Raw genomic sequence first — 18,738 nt, 5'->3', positions numbered from 1 at the left:
TCATCCGTAAAGGATGGTTCTTGCTCTGTTCAGGATGCCGTACAAAATTTATTGACTCTTTTCTAATACCTAAGTTTCATTTGTATTGCTACTTCTGAAACAAGTATTGACGGTTCTATTTTTTAACTTGTACTACTTGTATTGTTTATCAATATTTCAAAGAACTTGTTGCTTTCGTTTTAAAAGCGGGTGCAAAGGTAAGAGGTTTAATTTTAACTACCAAACTTTTTCGGAAGTTTTTTTTATTTTCTTTTTCAACTCGTTTCTCAGGCTCTCTTTGCGAAAGGGAAAGAATAATCAATTAAGAAAAGATAAACCGTTTTCTTTGCGAATCGGACTGCAAAGATAAGAACTTTAAGTTATATCTTCCAAACTTTATCGGAAGTTTTTTTGTTCTTATTATTAAGCGGTCCTGCGCTTTATCACTAAGTCATTTTATCAAGGCTTTCTTCTCTTGGAAAGCGGGTGCAAAAGTACTCCCTTTTGGGATACACTCCAAATATATTCTACTCTTTTTTCTAATTATTTTTGAATACTTATGCTAACTCGTTGAGCGATAAGGGTGTTGTAGAACATATTTTTTAATATGGGGTGAAGTGTGTGCGGGAACGGGTAAGGGAGTACACATTATTATATCACATGTGCGCGTAGTGCGCGCAAAGGGAATGAAACTGTGGAAGAAAGAAAACTGCTTTTTAAAATAGCTTTTTAATAAAGTACGGAAGTAAAAAGAAGGGGAAACGAGGAAAAAAGGCGGAAAGAAGAAAAGGAATAGTAGAAATAGATGCAGAAAAGAAGGAGAAATTAAAAAGCAAGGGGATGCTGTATCAAGCTCAGCCAGAAAAGAAGTTTCATAAATGACGATAAAAAAAGCAAGAGGATGCTGCATCAAGTTCAACTAGAAAAGGAATTCCATAAATTTCGATTAAAAAGCAAGAGGATACTGTATCAAGTTCAACTAGAAAAGAAGTTTCATTAATGTCGATAAAAAAGCAAGAGGATGCTCGTATGGGGAAATGAGCACCCTCTCTAGGAGACAATTCTAAAAACGGCTTTCACAAGCAATTAGTAGAGTTGAGAACTCTCCATGCAGAAAAGCTGGTAGGATCATGAGAACTATTTCATTACCCGGTCATACGACAATACGACAAGATAATCAATCCGGCGTACACAGATGATTTTATCCGATTAACGCAGTTCTACTCAGATTTAATTCAAACTATTGGATTTATTGAATTTATTCAGTGCTATCTCAAATCGATTCAATTTTTCATCTTTCCGCAGATTGACGTAAATTAACCAGTTCAGCCCATTTATTTAGGCTCAAGTCAATGCCACCTTTGGAAAGACAGTCCAAAGAATCACGAAAATGATGGATTATGCGTTCAGGATTACTGCACATTACATAGGATAACTCGGCAAGAGCGTAACAAAGACGGGACATTTGAATGTAGTCTATTTGGGTATAGGATTCATTCATTGAAGATTCAACCAGGTTGTCCAGTATTTCATAAAGCTGGCTTTGCTCGCAACTAGTCAGTTCACTTATTGGCTTATGCATGACAGGATGCTGCATCAAGCGGATGATGTTTTCTTTAAAATCAATATCCATCGCTTTTAGTTTTGTTTGCCGCATCAGTTCCCGATGGTGCGAGGGTTATATATAAAAAAAGAGCGTGGGAAACTATCTACTCATGTCTATATAAGGTATCCACTACGACCCCCAGTGAACATAAGCGATAGTCCCACGCCCAATTGAGTATATAACAAAGTATATATACAAATGTGCGCGAGACCTGTCACTTACTGTCATTCACTGGTAAAAATTAGTGGATTCTTATATAGAATGCAATAAATAACCGTTCTCAATAAAATTATTAAAAACCTACTTTCTTCGCTAGAAAGTAAACTACGACAAAAGTAGCAATAAATATTTATTGAGCAAACAATATTAACAGAGAAATAAACACTACAAACCTATTTATTATGTCGCCCGAAGATAGGTAAGCATTTCAATATAGTTTTTGTACGCTAGAGACTCAAGATTTATACACGCACACCTTTATTAGATGTACCAAATATACTCAGCATAAGTACTTGATTTACTTTAGTAATGTATTAAAGTTGATTCGGCAGAGTACTGTTATGAATCGAATAATAGCCCATATATAGTTTTGATGTTGATTTTACTTCTCTGATTACCTAATTATATTATTTCGATTGCCTATTATTAATTCGTTTAACTATAGTTATGCGCAAAGATAACTATAGTCATCCGCAAGGGAGACTATAGTCATACGAAATAAAAATAGGCAATGAAATAGGTCTTGATAGCTAATCTGCGGAATAAAATAGCCTAAAAAGGTTTGGCTCATTTCTTACCGTTATGAATTAAACAATGATACCCCTTATTCTTATTGATTTTTATAGGCATTCTTTTATAACTGACTCACTATTTAGACTTATCTCATTCGTTACTTTTATTTCGTTCCACTATAGTGTACTTTGCGTTCCACTATAGTTGGACGCAAGGTACACTATAGTTACCTTTGCGTTACACTATAGTGGAACGCAAAAAAAGAAGTAATGAAGCTAATCTGATTAGGCAGAAAAAGAAATAAAAATAGTATTTGACTCCTTTCCGTGCGGTTTTGAACTAAACAGGTCGTAAAATTTAGGTACGGAATTACGCGGATTACACGGTAGCTTTGCGCACTCACTACGCTAAAACCGTGAAATTCGTGTAATCCGTGCCTAAAAAGAATCATAAGCATTTGATTAATTTCTGTACCAAACTCGTCGATAGAAAATTCCGGCCAAGCAAGGTTCTGTTCAAGAATGGCAGCCTAGCAATCTGCAAATACCTTATCCCGGTCGGTGATACACAATACACATGGCAGGACGCACGATACCCCGTTCACTGGAATATTTCTCACGCAATTTGTCACGCTGTTCTATCAGGCGGGATAGATATTGTCGATCATCTTCTTATATATTCATCCAATTCGTAAACAGGAATGACCTCAATCCAACCATCTTCCACCCGTATCTTGTCCTTCTGATCAAGAGTTACTATATATCCTTTGTCCATTCGGAAGAACTTCATTGCTTCCTGCACTCCCTTAACTTCTCTTTTCTGGTTTTCAGCATTTAACGTCATACAGACTTGAATAAGAATAATTGGCATATTCTTATCACATACAATAAAGTCACACTCACTGTTATTCTCATTGAAATAATAAAGTTGCTTATAGTACCGGCGTAATTCCCAATAGACTACATTTTCTAACAGTCTTCCCGTATTATTGGAAAAAGTAACTGTTATCTCTTTGGATAATGCAGTATCAATAAAATAGACTTTCTGTGGATTCGCATTCTGTACTTTTAAAGACCATGAGAATTTCGGTATACGATTGATCAGATAAGCCTCTTCAAAATAACTCATATACTCTAAAACAGTCTTAGGACTTTTAATAGAGATGATTCCTGCCAATTTATTCGCGGAAATCAAATTTCCATAATTGGATGCCAAATACAGCAATAATGATTTCAAGGAGGCAACATCTCGCACACCATATCGCACTGCAATATCCCTATATAGGATATCATCAAACAGTGCGGATAATATATCTCCATTCCCTGTCTTTACATATTCAGGAAATCCACCGTCATTCAAGTAGGCAAGAAAAGAGGTTTCGCCAGGAGATAATGATTTAAAGCGGAGATACTCTATATAAGAAAAAGGGAAAAGTTCTTTTGAAATGTGACGGCCAGTCAATTTAGTTCCCAGTTCTTTACTGAGAAGCGAAGCGTTAGAACCGGTTATACACACATTAAAATGTTCGTCTAGTTTCTGTCGGACGTACAATTCCCATCCGTTAACAACTTGAATCTCATCAAAATACAAATTACGTTTTCCGCTTTCTTGAATCAAGGTATCTAGTAATTCAAAGTCCGAAAGTTCGAACTGAAACAACTTTGTCGTATCAAAGTTCAAATAAAACGCGTCTTCTATGTGTTTACCTATGTGTTGTCTCATTATCGTACTCTTTCCACAACGACGTATACCGGAAATGACTAACGCATGAGTTGAATTGTTACCCGGTAATGACGACAATAGTTCACGTGGCAATGAATTGTCATCTTTAAAAGTCGAGAATTGTTGTTCACTGACTATTCTAATATCTGATAACTTAACCATACCTTTATATCTTATGATTCATATTATCGACAAAAATAGACTTTTTATTTGTAATCAACAATAGTTTGTATTACTAATAAACACTTTTGTTGATTACAAATAAAAGCAATAGCGCCCTACGAATAGAATTTTCGTAAGAATTCATTCATTTCCGTACTGGAATGAATGAACTCCGAGAACATCATATATAAAATAAGCCCCTTCTACACGCTAATCTCTATAAACAGAGAAGAGAAAACGTGTGGAAGGGGCAGATGTTATATGATTCGATGCGCCCTATTGACGAAACAAGAAGAATTGCGGACGAGTATATAGCTGTATATCTTTTACTTTACCGGATAAGAACGAGCCTTCACGCACTTTCACCCGTAAAGCAGAAACTTTATATATCTCCTTCATATCAATGATAATCTGATGAGGATGGGCAGAAGCCGCAGCCCAGTCTGTATGCCAAAATGAGGAAACATCGCCATCGTATAAGTTCTCTCCTACCCCCAGATTTTTATCAGACAGTTCACTACTTACATAGACAACTTCCCATTTAGTCTTATCAATCGACTGTCCCTTATCATCCAATAACTCGACTTCTGAAATACAAGCCTGATTGTCGTCGGTATAAGAAGAAAGCGTTTCGATGCAAAAATGGCGTAAAGTTGTGGCAACGGGAAATTCAAATTGCTGCCAGTCATTGGATTCCTGTACGGTAGCTTTCAGCGCAATATCTCCCCTTTCAAGAATCGGAGTTCCCTGGACGATACGGCGTTGTCCCTGTTGGTAGTTCTTATCCACTCCCAAGCTGTCGAGTATGGGTTGGTCCAAACCTTGCAAGGTACGGTTTCCGGTATCTTCCATTTCGAAAACAACGATTTCATTCTCCCCTTCTTTCAGCCAGGGCGCAGGCACGTATAAAGTCTGCTGCGGACCGATGTTCCAAAAACGTCCGAGTGATTTTCCATTTACCCAAACAGCGCCTTTTCCCCATTGGCTCATATCGACAAAAGAATCACCTTTCTTTTGAAGGTTGAATACTCCCTTATGGAAAGCCGGAACTCCATGTACCGGTTCGCCGAAATTCAGTTCGGACACCTTTTCTTTATAGAGAGGTAGCGGAGTGATAGACCATCCCGTCAGTTTCTCATCGCCCCATAGCACTTGGTTAGTAATCCCTTTGCGATTGAACTGTATATCAGGGCCATAGTTGACGCGGCCTGTGTTTTCTACCAATATCTCCAAGATGGCAGGCGCCTGGGAGATATCCAATAGTACGTTATTCTGATTGTAACGACGGTCCAGGCTAGCCACCTGTTTACCATTCACAAGAATCACAGCATAGTCGCGCAAGTCCTGTATGATTAGCTTTTGCTTTCCTGCCTTGTTGATAGTAGTCTGATAATGTATATATCCGAAATCGACGCCCAGGTCTTCCATTGAAAGCACATTTTCTGATTGGGTGGTCTGGTGGAAAGCAGATTTCAGGGGAGCACTTTCTTTCAGTTCAATCGTGGCAAATGTCGTTGTAGGATTATCGGCAGGCACTTCCGGCAATACAGTTCCTTCAGGCAGATGTTTCTGAATAATTTCCCTGAAAGCATGATATTTGGGATAGCTGTTTCCCCATTCACCCAAAGGCGCATCATAGTCGTAGCTCGTGGGTTGCGGGCGGTATCCACCGGCTGTATTGGCTCCATTCATATACCAAAAGTTGGTTCCGCCATGAAACATATACATGCTGATGGATACGCCGCGCCCCAACATCCAGTCCAGTTGTTCCGCCGGACGCTTATAATCGACCGTCGAATGATGCTGTCCCCACACATCAAACCAAGCCGGATAGAATTCTGCCACGAAATACGGGCCACCCGGATGATATTTGTCTATGATCTTAAAAATATCTTCGCTGAATACACCGTTCAATGTCGGCAATGCTCCGTCGATATGTCCGGCCTCAACCTGTCCGCCACCATCGCAAGTAAACAGCGGGACATTGAACCCTGCATCTTTTATCATATCCCGAAGAGCAGCCAGGTATTCTTTATCCGCCGCATAAGAGCCGTACTCGTTTTCTACCTGCACCATCAATATGTTACCGCCATTGTTGATAGTCAGCGGAGCCAGTTGTTTGCCAAGCGCCTTGATGTACCGTTCGCAATATTCGAGGAAGCGGGCATCCTTGCTACGATAAACCATATCCTTTTCCTTCAGGAGCCAGGAAGGATAACCGCCGAAGTCCCACTCCGCACAGGCATAAGGCCCCGGACGAAGTATCACATACAAATCTTCTTCCTGCGCAAGACGGACAAATTCGGCTACATCCGCCTGTCCGCTAAAATCGAACTCACCGGGTTGGCTCTCATGGAAATTCCAAAAGACATAAACCGATATGGTGTTCAGTCCCATCGCACGGGCTCTTTTCAGGCGGTCTCGCCAATATTCGTGAGGGATACGGGCATAGTGCATTTCGCCACAGATTAATTGTACGTCTTTCCCGTCGATGTTGAAAGTTCCACCGTCCAACTTGATACGTTCTTTGGGAGAGCACGCCAGGAATAGGAGTGGTATTAGCATACCGAGTAATGCCTGACAAAGTTTTCGTTTATTCATGGATATTCAATTGTTATATTCTTATTTTATCTTTTCATACCTATTGCACAAGTGCATGACGGAATTTATTTATTTTGTTCCATCCGCCACGCGTAAAGTCGGGAACGGCAACCGAAGCCGAACCATTTTCGATGGAGAGACGGGTCAACTCCGCCATGCAGCACCATTCTGCCAAATCATATACATCCATGTCCAGCGGCAAGCCGTTGCGCAGGCAATACACCAACCGATAGTCCATGATGTAATCCATACCGCCATGGCCGCCCACTTTCCTGGCAGTCTCTTCCAGTTCCCGGTGAATGGGGTGTTTGTATTTGTTCATCATTGCCTGCTTCGCTTCTTCGGGCATGGAGCCGTGTGCGTTCAGATTCTCATGGTTGGGGACGATATTGGTGTCTACTTGTTCGGGACGCAGACAATATTCTTCGACCGGATATTTGCTGGCATATCCGTCTGTGCCGACTAATTGGTACATACGGCTATAGGGACGTGGTGTCATGACATTGTGCTGGATAAGCATCGTCTTACCATTTTCGGTGCGGATGACAGTAGTCGTCTGATCGCCATTCTGGAAATCTTTCACTTCCTCGCCCGTTGTTTTTCTGATATATGCAGGCCCATTGACTGCTTTTGTGTCCATAGCCACCAGTGTCTTCATCCTGTCTCCCCGGTGAATATTGAGCAACTGGCAAGCCGGGCCGATGCCATGTGTCGCATATACGTCTCCCCGATTATTACGATTGTAATCCATGCGCCAGTTGTTCCAATAGGAAGTCCAGTATTCTTCAAGGTTATGGATATAGGCTCCTTCTACGTGCAGAATCTCACCGAACACTCCCTGTTGCGCCATGTTCAGCGTAGTCAGTTCGAAGAAGTCGTACACACAGTTTTCCAGTTGCATACAGTGCTTGCGGGTTCTTTCGGACGTATTGATAAGACTCCAAATCTCATCCAGCGTCATGGCAGCCGGCACTTCAATAGCCACGTGCTTGCCGTGTTCCATGGCATATACTCCCATTTCGGCATGATGCTTCCAGTCCGTAGCTACATATACAAGGTCTATATCGTCTCTTTCGCACAACTGCTTCCATGAGTTTTCATCTCCATAATAAGCCGTAGCTTCGGGCAAACCGGCTTCTTTGAGAATATCCTGCGCCTTTTCCACACATTCCTGGCGAATGTCGCACAAAGCCTTGATTTGTGTGCCCGGAATATGAGTGAAACGGGCAACTGCTCCCGGGCCACGCATCCCCAGTCCGATAAATCCGACACGCACGGTGTCTATCTTGGGAGCTGTCAACTGAATGACATCTTCCTGCCCCGAAGGGCGCTCCATAGTAGCCACGACAAGGGGCTGTATGGTTCCTTTCTTCTGCTCGCAGCCGGAAAAACCGACAAGCAGAAGAAGGGAAATCACAATATTGAAATATATCCTGTTCATAACGTTCTTTCTTCTTACATAAAACAATATTACCGGGTAATCTTATTTACAATTTCCGTCAAAGACATACGTGGCGCATCGTCTGCCATATGCAGGTTCTTTTCCACCCATTCGCGCTCCCAATGGAAATAATCGGGCGCTTGCGCTGTCTCTCCGCGAAGCAAGGCGCGCTGATAGTCAAAGTAAACCATCCAACGGTCTTTGTAGTAGGTATTCATCATGCCTGCCCATTCTTTATAGGCATAATCATGCAGATTATCTTCCGTCGGTATGTGCTCGCCCCAATAAGTGATAAGCATCATCAGGTTGTGGAAATTGTTCTTTTTCTCTGCGGCGGTATTGCCAGCATCTTTCGCTTGCTGCTGCCAGGTGCTCAGGCGGAAGAACGGATCTTGCGCCAGCAGTTCGTTTTCGGTATCTATCATTTCGAGGAACCGGGATACTTGCTTTTCATACTTTTGCGTATCTTTCTCCTGGTAAGCAGTCATTATAGCTTTGAATACCGAATCGGCATCATTCGCTACCACTTGCCGCAGGAAGTGTATCAAGTCGATGCGATAGGTACGGACATCACTGAATTGAGGCATTGCCTTGGCAAACTGGAGCGCTGCTTTTCGATAAAGCTCCGTGTCGTATTTCTTAACCAGCCGTCCCCAGGAAGAAACGGATTTGAGTTCCAACGCCGGACGCGCGCATAAGATGTTTTCGGGCGGGCCTTCCTGATAACCGACTTCACTGCTATAAATGGATTTCAACATCATTTTCCAGGCAGTCCGTATATCATCGGTGATACTTCCATAGCGGGCTGTAATATAAGATTCTATCCATTGGTCTACATCTACGTGGTCTTTGTGCCACACTAGTTCGAGCAACAGTTCATAGGTGATCGGGTTATTATTAATGCCTTCGGGCAAAATGCCTACTCCCTTCATATACGACGCGTATTCTCCATTCGAGGCACGGTGAATCTCATCGGCAAAACGTTGCAACTTTCCGTTAATGCCCGGCCGTTCGCCAAAGTTAGTGACGGTAGCCCAAATGAAAGGAGTTCCCTCGTAGCCTTTGCGAGTCTCCCAGTTGTTGGTGTTTTCGCCGAATAATTCCTGTACCAGTACGTAGCGTTTATCCAGTTTTTCAAGCAGTCCCGGCTTCGGGTTGTCCTGCCAGCCTTGCAACACCCAGATAGATTCCGGGAAGTATTTCTGCATTGTTTTCTGTATAGCCCGGCCTGCGTCGCCCAACTCTACACCGTCCGTTGCTCCGCCTTCATGAAAAGGGTCGCCGGAGAAGAAACGGATATCCGAACCATACAAACGGCGGGTTTCTTCATAAAATATTCCGGCTACACGGTCGAATTCGGGATCCATCGGGTCGAGAATATCCGGTCTTGTGAAAGCTCCCCAAGTGCCTTGGGGAATGATATGCGCCTTACTTTTGTTTTTCAGGTTGCTCGGCACCATTCCGTAGAATCCGGGCATCAACGGTTCGATGCCCAGTGACTTCATGCGTTTCAGCATTTTCTGTACGAGTTTCTTCCGGCTGTCTATCTGCGATTGGGGCATAGGTCCGCCCCATCCTTCGATATTTCCCATCAGCCACCAGGCATTATAGGCAGGGCCGGTGATAAAGTCGGCAATCTCCTTTTCAGAGTAGTTCATCCGGCGGAGCGTGTTCTGCCAGACTGCTTCCGAGCCGTTGGCTACCAGCATCAGGTTAACGCCGTTGAGCGCCATCCAGTCAAGCTCCCATTGCCAGTCGTCCCAGTCGTAGAAACTCATGGTATAATTAAAGGTACAGTAATTCAGCGCATAGCGATATATAGATAAGGTTTTGACTGTTACGGGTTGGTCAATGACCGGAAGCTCTTTTACGGGGGCGAGCTGGTCACCAAGATGCGACATACTGCGATGGCAGTAATACTTCAAGTACCAGTTGACACCGACTGCCGCCGCATTTGCGTCGGTAGCCTGAACCAGTAGCTTTTTATTTACTGTTTGCAGCGTGAAGCAATCGCCGTCCGAAGAAGGCATTGCTTTGAACTGAATATGTTTACCCAGCCACGGAGCACGACGGGATACGAGTTCCCGTACGCCGTCGAACGGAGCGGCATAGGTATGGGCTGCTGTACACAGCAACACAAAAAGAATAGTCAGAGAGCGTTTCAATATTTTCATGGTTTGTATATTTGAACGGGTGAAAAGGGCAGATACTTTATTGATCGGCGCCTATATTAATAGAATGAATCTCGCAACGCTTGTCACCGTCGATGTCGAACATTCCGGTGACATAGCCTTGATATACAAGGCCGGTGGCGATGGCCGGCGAGGCGGATTTCAAGTGTAAGTCCGGTTGTTGCGTACGGGTGCTTTTCAGTAGCGGGTCTACATTGAATACCGATGTTTGGTCGCCGCTTGCGGTCTGCCAGGCGGAAAAGTCGGTATATTCTTTGCCGTCCCACATCCATTTATGGTTCTTCCTGTTCGGTGAGAAATAGATATTGCCGCCGATAAAGTTATTCTTTCCCGAGGTGGTGTATTTGCGGATAAAGATGTCTCTGTCCGACAGGGCGTAAATGATATTGTTGGCTATCACATTCTCCTCGCACAATTCGGACAGGCGGATTTCACCTTCACTGCTGTTGTCGCGGTCGTTCACTTTGAGATAGTTGTTCGTGCCGTCCAGTTGTCCGCCTTTCAGGTTGTTGTTGAACAGGGTGTTGTTCACCACATAGCAGCTTTTGGTGCTCAGGCCGTCGAAACCGAGATAAGCTCCCATATAGATGCCGGTGCGGAAGTTGTTGTACACGAAATTGTTGCGTACGATGCAGTCCTTGGTTTGCAGTTTGTAGCTTTCGCTGCACAGCCCGATTCCCCGGTCACATTCAAAGACTTCATTCTGTTCTACAATCGTATTGCCGTTGCCGCACAGGTAGATGCCAATCGCTCCGCCATTGGATACGGACTGGCTCCAATAGTCCTGTGACTTTTCGTGCGTGCAGCGATATACTTTATTGCGCCGCACTATTCCGTTGCGCGCATAGTTGACCGAAATATCGCCATGAGGGTTCAGATTATCTCCGCCCGCGATAATGATACCGATGTTTTCCACATCATGCACTTCATTATCCTGAATCGTGAAATCGACCACGTTGCCTGCCAGTGTGAAGGCTTCGCTAGTGCCGCTATGAATCTCGAATATCTCGCATTTTTCTATCAGCAGATTACGAATCGGGGTGTTGTCGTTATTGCCTAGCACCAGGATGGCATGCGCGCTGCGCCAGTCACCTTTGGCATCGACCAGCGGACAATCATTCTTTATGTCGTACACTTTGCATCCGCGGAAGGTGATATTGGCGGAAGTACCGCTTATATAGATACCTTCCGGGTCGGTGTTGTTCTCCGAATCATGGGCATGGCAGATATGCAGGTTTTCAAATTGCATATAGTCGATGCTGTTAAGCTGTACCAGTGCATTCCCCCACCCTTTGATATACAGGTCGGAACCGTCTATCTTGGCTGTCTCGCCGGGATAACTTTTCAATGTTATCATCTTGCCGGGCTTTCCCGAACGTGTGGGGACGACAAATTCGCCGTATGAGCCTTCACGCAGGAAAACGGTATCGCCGGGGTTGACACGTTGCAGTGCATTGGCTATCGTCTTGAGTGGTTTTCTTTTACTTCCATCATTCGCGTCGTTACCGGTCGGGGCTACATACCAATGGGCAGGGGTAGCTCCGCACGCCAACAAGCTAAATAGAAGAAAGCTGATGAGCGAGCAAAAACTTTTTCTCATTTCTATTTTGCTTTTAATTGAAAATCATTGAGTTTAATTGAAAAATCTTTGAGTTTATCTATTTCATTGCGTGGTTACTGATCGGCACCTATGCTAATCGTCGTCCCGCTATAACGCACGTCACCGTCAATATCATAGTTGCCAACGAAATAGGCAGCAATGAAATGCCCTTTCCCCTTTGCGGGCGAACCCGGCTGCAAGTGCAGGTTGGGATTGGGGAGACTGGGGCTTTGCAACAAGGGGGCGACATTATAGACTGAGTTTTCATCGCCGCTGGCTTTCTGCCATGCTGTGAAACTCGTGTATTCTACACCGTCCCAGAACCATTTGTGATTGGTGGTAGTCGGAGAATAATAGAGGTTGTACCCTATTTTATTCTTGCTGCCGGACTTGGTGTACTTACGGACGAAAATATCCCTGTCGGTCACTGCGTAAATGAGGTTGTTCATAATTGTATTGTTGGTACAATTTTCTGCCAGGCGGATTTCACCCTCACTGTCCTTTTCGTCATTGATGTTCGCTGAATTATTGTGTCCGTTCAGTGCGCCGCCAACCAGGTTATTGTGGTAGAGGGTGTTGTTTACTACATAGCATCCGGACGTACCGCCTATGGTATAGCCGATATAATCACCCAGATAAATACCTGTACGATAGTTGTTGTAAACAAAGTTATTGCGCACGATACAGTCTTTGGTTGCCAGTACATCGCTCTCGCTTATCAGGCCGATGGCACGGTCGCACTCCCATACGATGTTCTGCTCGATGACGGTGCTTGCACCGCCGCAGACATATATTCCGATGGCTCCATAGGCAGCAGGATTATTATAGACGCCTTCCCAAAAGTCTTTTGAAACCTGGTGGGAACATCTGTACACCTTGTTGCGTCTCACTACTCCGTTGCGGGCATAATTCACGGATATATCGCCGCCTGCGTTCAGGTTATCTCCACCCGCCACGATGATGCCGATATTCTCCACATCATGCACTTCGCAATCCTGTATGGTGAAGCCATCCACATTTCCGGCGATGGTCAGCGTCTCACTCGTTCCGGTGTGTATATCGTAGATTTCACATTTTTCGATGGTCAGGTTACGTATCGGAGTTCCGTTATCGTCGCCTATCACCAGGAATGCGTGTGCGCTACGCCAGTCACCGTTGTTGTGTCCTGCAAGACAGGTGCTTTTGATATTATAGATTTTGCAGTTACGGAAAGTGATGTCTCTTGACACTCCGTTGATATATACACCTTCGGGGTCGGTGTTGACATCCGAATTTGTTGCGTTGCAGATATGCAGGTTTTCAAAGGTCATGTATTGGATGCTTTTCAGTTGCACCAGGGCGCTGAACCATCCTTTGATAGTCAGTCCGGTTCCGTCAATCTTGGCCGTTTCGCCCGGATAGCTTTTTACTGTTACCAGTTTGCCTTTTTTCCCCGAACGTGTCGGAGTGACAAACTCGTGGTACGCGCCTTCCCGAAGGAAAATCGTATCGCCGGGATTGACACGCAGCAATGCTTTTGAGACACTTTTCAGAGGACTTTCAACAGTACCGCTGTTTGCGTCATTGCCTGTGGTAGCCACATACCAACTCACCGGTTCACTGCCGGAAGGATCGTCGGGATTATTCGGATCGTCCCCGCCATTGCCCCCTTGTTCGTTTCCCGGTTCGCCCGTGAGCTCCTTATCGTCACTTCCACATGCACTAAGACCAATGAACAAGGCCAAAGCCATTAGAATCATTTTCTTTCTCATCTGTATTTCTTTTTAAATACCCTATTAAAAACTGAAAAATGGAAGAGGCGGCTCAATTATGCAGAAGCATTCCTCACCGCCTCCATCCCCCTTAATTACTCGTAAACTATTTTTCTTATTACATTATTCTTCTTGTCATAGACATAAATCACGCCGTTCTTATCGACAGCTAGATCCTGCGGGCCTGCGAAAACGGCTGACGAGCCATTGGCGTCTACATATCCTTCCTGAGTACCTCCCGCGACTAAGCGTACGGTTCTGTTTGTCATATCGAGCAAACGAATACTTTGGTCGAGATTCTCACCGCCATTCCATGAACCATTACCGGCCACGTAAATATCTCCATTCGAATCAATGGCCAAATCACATGGATATGTAAAGAGGGCGTCTTCAAAGGATCCGTTCAAATATCCTGCCGTGCCCTTGCCTGTCAGAGTCTCCGCTTCCCAAGTACCCGCCTTGAATTTGACTATGCCATTCAATATCTGATCGGCTCCGTACAAATTGCCTTCCTTGTCCAAAGCAAGTCCTCTGAAATTACCGGTAGAAATTTGGATAGAACCGTCTTTGGTCCATTTATATATACCGCTATTGGATGAGACAAAAATATCTCCGTTGTTCTTATCCACAGTCAGCATCCACGGTTCAAAGCTAGTCTCACCAAGTGTGGTAACTACGCCGTCAGGAGTTATCTTCCTGATTTTCCATCCGAACACATCGGTCATGATGATATTGCCTTCCGCATCACAATCCATGCCATAAAGTCCGTTGAAGCGGGCTTGTGCTCCTGTTCCGTCTATGTCACCTCTGTTTCCGGCGAGTCCGGCCAAAGTGGTAACAGTTCCGTCGGGAGTAATCTTGCGGACACAGTAGTTGACACAGTCGCCTACATACACGTTGCCGTCGTTATCGACACAAATGGAACCTTTCCGCCAGTCTTCGGCAGGATCTCCCTTGGCACCGTCAAAGAAAAACAGTGCTTCGCTTCCAATGCCATCCTGGTATCCCGGTTCGCCATTGTTGCTACCGGCAAAGGTGGTAACTACCGCTGAGAACGAATAGGTGAATGCTTCAATGGTGCGGACGGGCTCGCGGTTGGCAACAGTAACTGTCAGCACGCCGTCGCCCAACTTGGGCGGAACAATAGCCATGATATTGTTCATGTTGCAACTCAGCACTTTTAAGGGGATGTTTCCTAAAGTCACCGAGATATCTTCCGGATTCTCCGAGAAGTTCTTTCCGGTAATAAGGATTTCCGTTCCGGCGCTACCGCTGGTCGGATAGAAACGGTTCACTACCACCGGACTGCCGGCATCGTGCCCGTCGTCGTCCTTACAACTGCTAAGCAGACTTGTACTGCATACCAGCAAAGCCAAAGTAATATATTGAATAATGTTCAGTTTCATAAGACTTATCATTTTTCTACGGTTGTTATTTTCTTTACACAATTATTCCGGCGGTCTAACACATACACCGTGCCGTCCTTGCCGACGCATACAGAAGAGGGAGCACCAAAGGCAGCAGGCAGGCTCTCGATGGTGGAATTGATTCCTGCATAGGAGAGTACTTCGAAGTTACCGTCCGTATTGCCGGATGTTCCCGAACCGGCGAAGGTGGAAACCATTCCTGTTTTCTGGTCTATGTAACGAATACTCTGGTCGGCACTGACTGTCGAAGCATCTGACGTGCCATTGCCTGCCACCAAGATGTTTCCGTCCGGCGTAACAGCGATTCCCCACGGGCTGGTAAATGTAGCTTCATTGTACGCGCCGTCGGAGTATCCGCTCCGCCCGCTGCCGGCTATCACAATCGGGTCATCCCAACGATCCTTGACATATTTAATAATTTGATGGGTTCCGATATTCGTTACATAAAGGTCTCCCGTCATTTTATCTACATCCATTCCGCCCGGGCTGCCATTGCCGGTGACAATCACAGTACCATGATTACTCGGATAACCACCGTAATCATTCAAATCCTTCAGAAGAATATTACCATTTGAAGTCATACTGTAAAGGCGGTTACTTGCCTCGTCAATCGCCAGACTGACAGCTACCTGCCATCCCATGTAAAGAGCTTTGCCATCCGGTTCAAAACATATGGTTGCCGAAGTCCAGTCATCGCTGACATACATATTTCCTTTACTGTCAACCTTTACATCAGTGGGACGCATTACTGCGTTATATGAACCAGCGCCGCCATTTTCCAATCGCCAGTTAAGTCCCCAGTCTACATCATTTTCCGTTCCTGTACCAGCCACTTCGCTGACGGTTCCGTCGGGCGTGATTTTACGAATACGCAAATTGCCTATATCCGTCAGATATACGTTGCCATCGTCATCTACTGCGATACCACCCCGGCGGTATTCCCAATCCGCACATATAATATTAAATTCGGAACTTCCCGGCAGCGTGGTAACCGTACGCTCGAACAAGAGGTCTTTATATTCAAACTCGCCCGTAGAAAGCGTTCTTCCGTTGAAGCTGATGATAATAGGATAAGAACCGAAATCCGCTTCAGGAATAGTCACCTGGAAATAACCTTCTTCTGCCGTACATTCTGCTGTAATGCCATTATACGTTGCAGTCGGGTTCTTGATTTCCGCCGGCAAGTTCTCCACATAGATGCGTACTTTCGTCCCTACTTTTCCGTAAGCAGGAGAAAAGCCTGTGATGGCTGTTTTTTGGAAAGCAAAGTTTACTTCCGATTGGGTGGTCTTTCCTTTTGTCTTGATGACAATAGGAGCTGTCCCTATCGCTTCATTATCAGGAACTTCGACCAATAACTGTTCTTCATTGGAGCGCAGGATGGAGAGTTCCACTTCATTGATGGTCACGCTGATAGAAGCTGCATCCAGGGGAAACTGCTCTCCGTTTATCAGTAATTGCGTGCCGCCTTTTCCTGTATTCGGAGCAAAATCATAAATAGAAAGCTCTCCGGTACGGAGCGACAACGACTTTTCATCATCGTCCGTACAACCTCCGGTGAAAATGGCTGCTGTCAGGATAACAGCCATAGATATATAGTATGAAAATGTTTTCATTTTGCTATCTTATTAGTTTTATATTATCGGGTAAAATTTACCATCCCGGATTCTGTACCAGGCCACGTCCGCGGTCAATCTCTGTCTGATAGATAGGATACAGGTACATCTTATTATCCCAAAATCTGGTCTGCAAGATTTTACGTTCATAGAAACCTTCAAAAGCAAAGCCTTGTCCCTGGTCGTCGGCAAGCACATTCATGCGATAGATCTTGCGGTTTTCTTCTTTTTCGTAAAGCAGGCGGCGGGCAAGAGTCCAAAAACGGTCGCCTTCGAAAGCCAGTTCGATTTGACGTTCACGAAGAATCCATTCACGCATTTTGTCCTTGTCTCCCAAATCCTGCGGGTAGGTAGCCATAATCTTCGGAATACCTGCACGGTCACGGATTTCATTAAAGTAGCTGATAATCTTGGAATCTTCAGGGTTGTATTCATTCATCGCTTCCATATAGTTCAAGAGTATCTCGGCGTAACGAATATGTATAAACGGACGATACACCCCCTGGTCGTTACGGATACTGGAAGAGGTACTTACTTTCTTCGCTACATTGTAGCCGGTAAAGTCGGTCATTTGCGTTCCTGCGCCCGATGCACCCGAATAGTAATATTCCGCTCTTCCGAATCCGTCCTTATTCTTGTCGGATGAGAAGTAGTTGCGGTCGTCTACGGTAATGGCAGAAAGTACGGGACGTCCATTGTAATGTACGGAAGCATAGAAACGGGGTTCACGGTTGACGTACATATTCGATTCTCCCTTGCGGTATCCACGATTTATTTCATTACGGACTTTTCCGTATTCTGCGGGGTCGTCTTCTTTCGCGAATCCTGCTTCGGTATAGTTTCCATCATCATTGATGTCCAGTCCGTCACGGGTCAAGAATGCGTCTACGATATTTTGTGTCGCATTCTGCATACTATATCCACCGTTTTTCGGGTTGCAACGTTTGTCATATCCCCACTGCCAGTCTCCTGATTTATGCGTAGCGAATATGACTTCGGCATGATTGCCGGACATAAACAAATCGCGGAAAGACAAATAAGGGTCAAAGGTTCTGTCACCGCTTTCCGTATTGCGGTAGAGGTGGTAAATTCCCAAATCAATCACATCTTCGGCAGCCTCAGCGGCAATCCGCCACTTTTCGTTATCTTTGGTCTGCGGTGCCAGCAGTTCGCCGTCCTTATTCTTGAAATCCTTTAGACGGGGATTTCCATTCCAAAGTTCGCTGGCTGCCAGTAAACGTACTTGTGAGATAACGGCCAAGGCGGCGCCTTTCGTAGGACGTCCCAAATATGCCGTGGAAGTCCATACTTCCGGGAGTTCGCCCAGCGTGGATTCCATTAGTCCACAAACATATTCTACACATTCTTCAAACGGACGACGCACGTATTTATTAAAGTCTTCGTCCTGTTCGACGGGCTTATCAAAAATCACAAACGGGCCGTACAGGCGCAAGATGTTCCAATAGAACCATCCGCGCAGGAAGCGTGATTCTGCCTTGTACTGTATCTTCAGGTCTGTGCTCAACACACCTTCGGGAACACGGTCTATATTCTCTTCAAAAATAAGTGCTTTCTGGATGCCCCGATAAGCGGCATTCCATTTATTATCTCCCAGTGTATTGGAAGGGCCCCAATTGCCTTCCACCATTTTGCGGACATTCGTATTGGAAAAGACGCAAGAACTTTCATCGGCAAAGCCAAATACGACCGGATCATCCGTAGATAGCCAGATATATCCGTAGATATTATATAAGTAAGATTCTGCATCTGTACGGGTTTCCCAGATCATATCCGATGTTTTCAGATTCTCAGGCTTCTGATCCAGATAGTCACAGGAAGTGACCATTCCCATCGCGCCAATAGATAATAATCCGGCAGCCAATATACGGTTAAATATTTTTTTCATTGT

At 44.8% G+C, this 18,738-nt stretch carries 10 protein-coding genes; all 10 read right to left on the bottom strand.

All coding sequences use genetic code 11. The annotated features are described in order from the left end of the window. Nucleotides 1–1,270: 1,270 nt before the first annotated feature. Nucleotides 1,271–1,612 carry a hypothetical protein gene (locus HC965_RS18245; RefSeq protein WP_191032791.1) on the bottom strand — a complete coding sequence of 114 codons (342 nt, stop codon included), beginning with the start codon at nt 1,610–1,612 and terminating at the stop codon, nt 1,271–1,273. 1,368 nt (nt 1,613–2,980) lie between these two features. Then, the gene (locus HC965_RS18240) at nt 2,981–4,201 is read right to left on the bottom strand and encodes an ATP-binding protein (RefSeq protein WP_191032790.1); all 1,221 of its coding nucleotides are present in this window, start codon (nt 4,199–4,201) and stop codon (nt 2,981–2,983) included. Nucleotides 4,202–4,477: 276 nt separating this feature from the next. Then, nucleotides 4,478–6,802: a beta-galactosidase gene (locus HC965_RS18235; RefSeq protein ID WP_191032789.1), complete on the bottom strand. Its 2,325-nt coding sequence runs from the start codon at nt 6,800–6,802 to the stop codon at nt 4,478–4,480. A gap of 40 nt (nt 6,803–6,842) precedes the next feature. Further along, nucleotides 6,843–8,243 (bottom strand): Gfo/Idh/MocA family protein, encoded by a 1,401-nt coding sequence (locus HC965_RS18230; RefSeq protein WP_191032788.1) that lies wholly within the window; start codon nt 8,241–8,243, stop codon nt 6,843–6,845. Between the two features lie 29 nt (nt 8,244–8,272). Further along, nucleotides 8,273–10,417 carry an alpha-N-acetylglucosaminidase gene (locus HC965_RS18225; protein WP_191032787.1) on the bottom strand — a complete coding sequence of 715 codons (2,145 nt, stop codon included), beginning with the start codon at nt 10,415–10,417 and terminating at the stop codon, nt 8,273–8,275. A gap of 37 nt (nt 10,418–10,454) precedes the next feature. After that, complete coding sequence (locus HC965_RS18220; RefSeq protein WP_191032786.1) at nt 10,455–12,035, bottom strand: right-handed parallel beta-helix repeat-containing protein; 1,581 nt, start codon at nt 12,033–12,035, stop codon at nt 10,455–10,457. A 74-nt stretch (nt 12,036–12,109) separates the two neighbouring features. Continuing rightward, nucleotides 12,110–13,786, bottom strand: a complete 1,677-nt coding sequence (locus tag HC965_RS18215) for a right-handed parallel beta-helix repeat-containing protein (protein ID WP_191032785.1) — start codon at nt 13,784–13,786, stop codon at nt 12,110–12,112. Nucleotides 13,787–13,881: 95 nt separating this feature from the next. Then, complete coding sequence (locus HC965_RS18210) at nt 13,882–15,192, bottom strand: IPT/TIG domain-containing protein (RefSeq protein ID WP_223854936.1); 1,311 nt, start codon at nt 15,190–15,192, stop codon at nt 13,882–13,884. Between the two features lie 8 nt (nt 15,193–15,200). Beyond that, nucleotides 15,201–16,829: an IPT/TIG domain-containing protein gene (locus tag HC965_RS18205; protein WP_191032783.1), complete on the bottom strand. Its 1,629-nt coding sequence runs from the start codon at nt 16,827–16,829 to the stop codon at nt 15,201–15,203. Between the two features lie 37 nt (nt 16,830–16,866). Next, nucleotides 16,867–18,735 carry a RagB/SusD family nutrient uptake outer membrane protein gene (locus HC965_RS18200; protein ID WP_191032782.1) on the bottom strand — a complete coding sequence of 623 codons (1,869 nt, stop codon included), beginning with the start codon at nt 18,733–18,735 and terminating at the stop codon, nt 16,867–16,869. Nucleotides 18,736–18,738: the final 3 nt, after the last annotated feature.

This window comes from Bacteroides sp. GM023, from assembly GCF_014750685.1.
Taxonomy (GTDB): domain Bacteria; phylum Bacteroidota; class Bacteroidia; order Bacteroidales; family Bacteroidaceae; genus Bacteroides.
Note: the sequence above shows the minus strand (reverse complement) of the source record. Positions and strands in the feature narration are given on the sequence as shown.

Excerpts from the sequence above, each read along its gene's own strand:
- HC965_RS18225 (WP_191032787.1), bottom strand. The coding sequence starts at position 10,417 with ATGAAAATATTGAAACGCTCTCTGACTATTCTTTTTGTGTTGCTGTGT.
- HC965_RS18210 (WP_223854936.1), bottom strand. The coding sequence starts at position 15,192 with ATGAAACTGAACATTATTCAATATATTACTTTGGCTTTGCTGGTATGC.
- HC965_RS18200 (WP_191032782.1), bottom strand. The coding sequence starts at position 18,735 with ATGAAAAAAATATTTAACCGTATATTGGCTGCCGGATTATTATCTATT.
- HC965_RS18230 (WP_191032788.1), bottom strand. The coding sequence starts at position 8,243 with ATGAACAGGATATATTTCAATATTGTGATTTCCCTTCTTCTGCTTGTC.
- HC965_RS18245 (WP_191032791.1), bottom strand. The coding sequence starts at position 1,612 with ATGGATATTGATTTTAAAGAAAACATCATCCGCTTGATGCAGCATCCT.
- HC965_RS18240 (WP_191032790.1), bottom strand. The coding sequence starts at position 4,201 with ATGGTTAAGTTATCAGATATTAGAATAGTCAGTGAACAACAATTCTCG.
- HC965_RS18235 (WP_191032789.1), bottom strand. The coding sequence starts at position 6,802 with ATGAATAAACGAAAACTTTGTCAGGCATTACTCGGTATGCTAATACCA.
- HC965_RS18220 (WP_191032786.1), bottom strand. The coding sequence starts at position 12,035 with ATGAGAAAAAGTTTTTGCTCGCTCATCAGCTTTCTTCTATTTAGCTTG.
- HC965_RS18215 (WP_191032785.1), bottom strand. The coding sequence starts at position 13,786 with ATGAGAAAGAAAATGATTCTAATGGCTTTGGCCTTGTTCATTGGTCTT.
- HC965_RS18205 (WP_191032783.1), bottom strand. The coding sequence starts at position 16,829 with ATGAAAACATTTTCATACTATATATCTATGGCTGTTATCCTGACAGCA.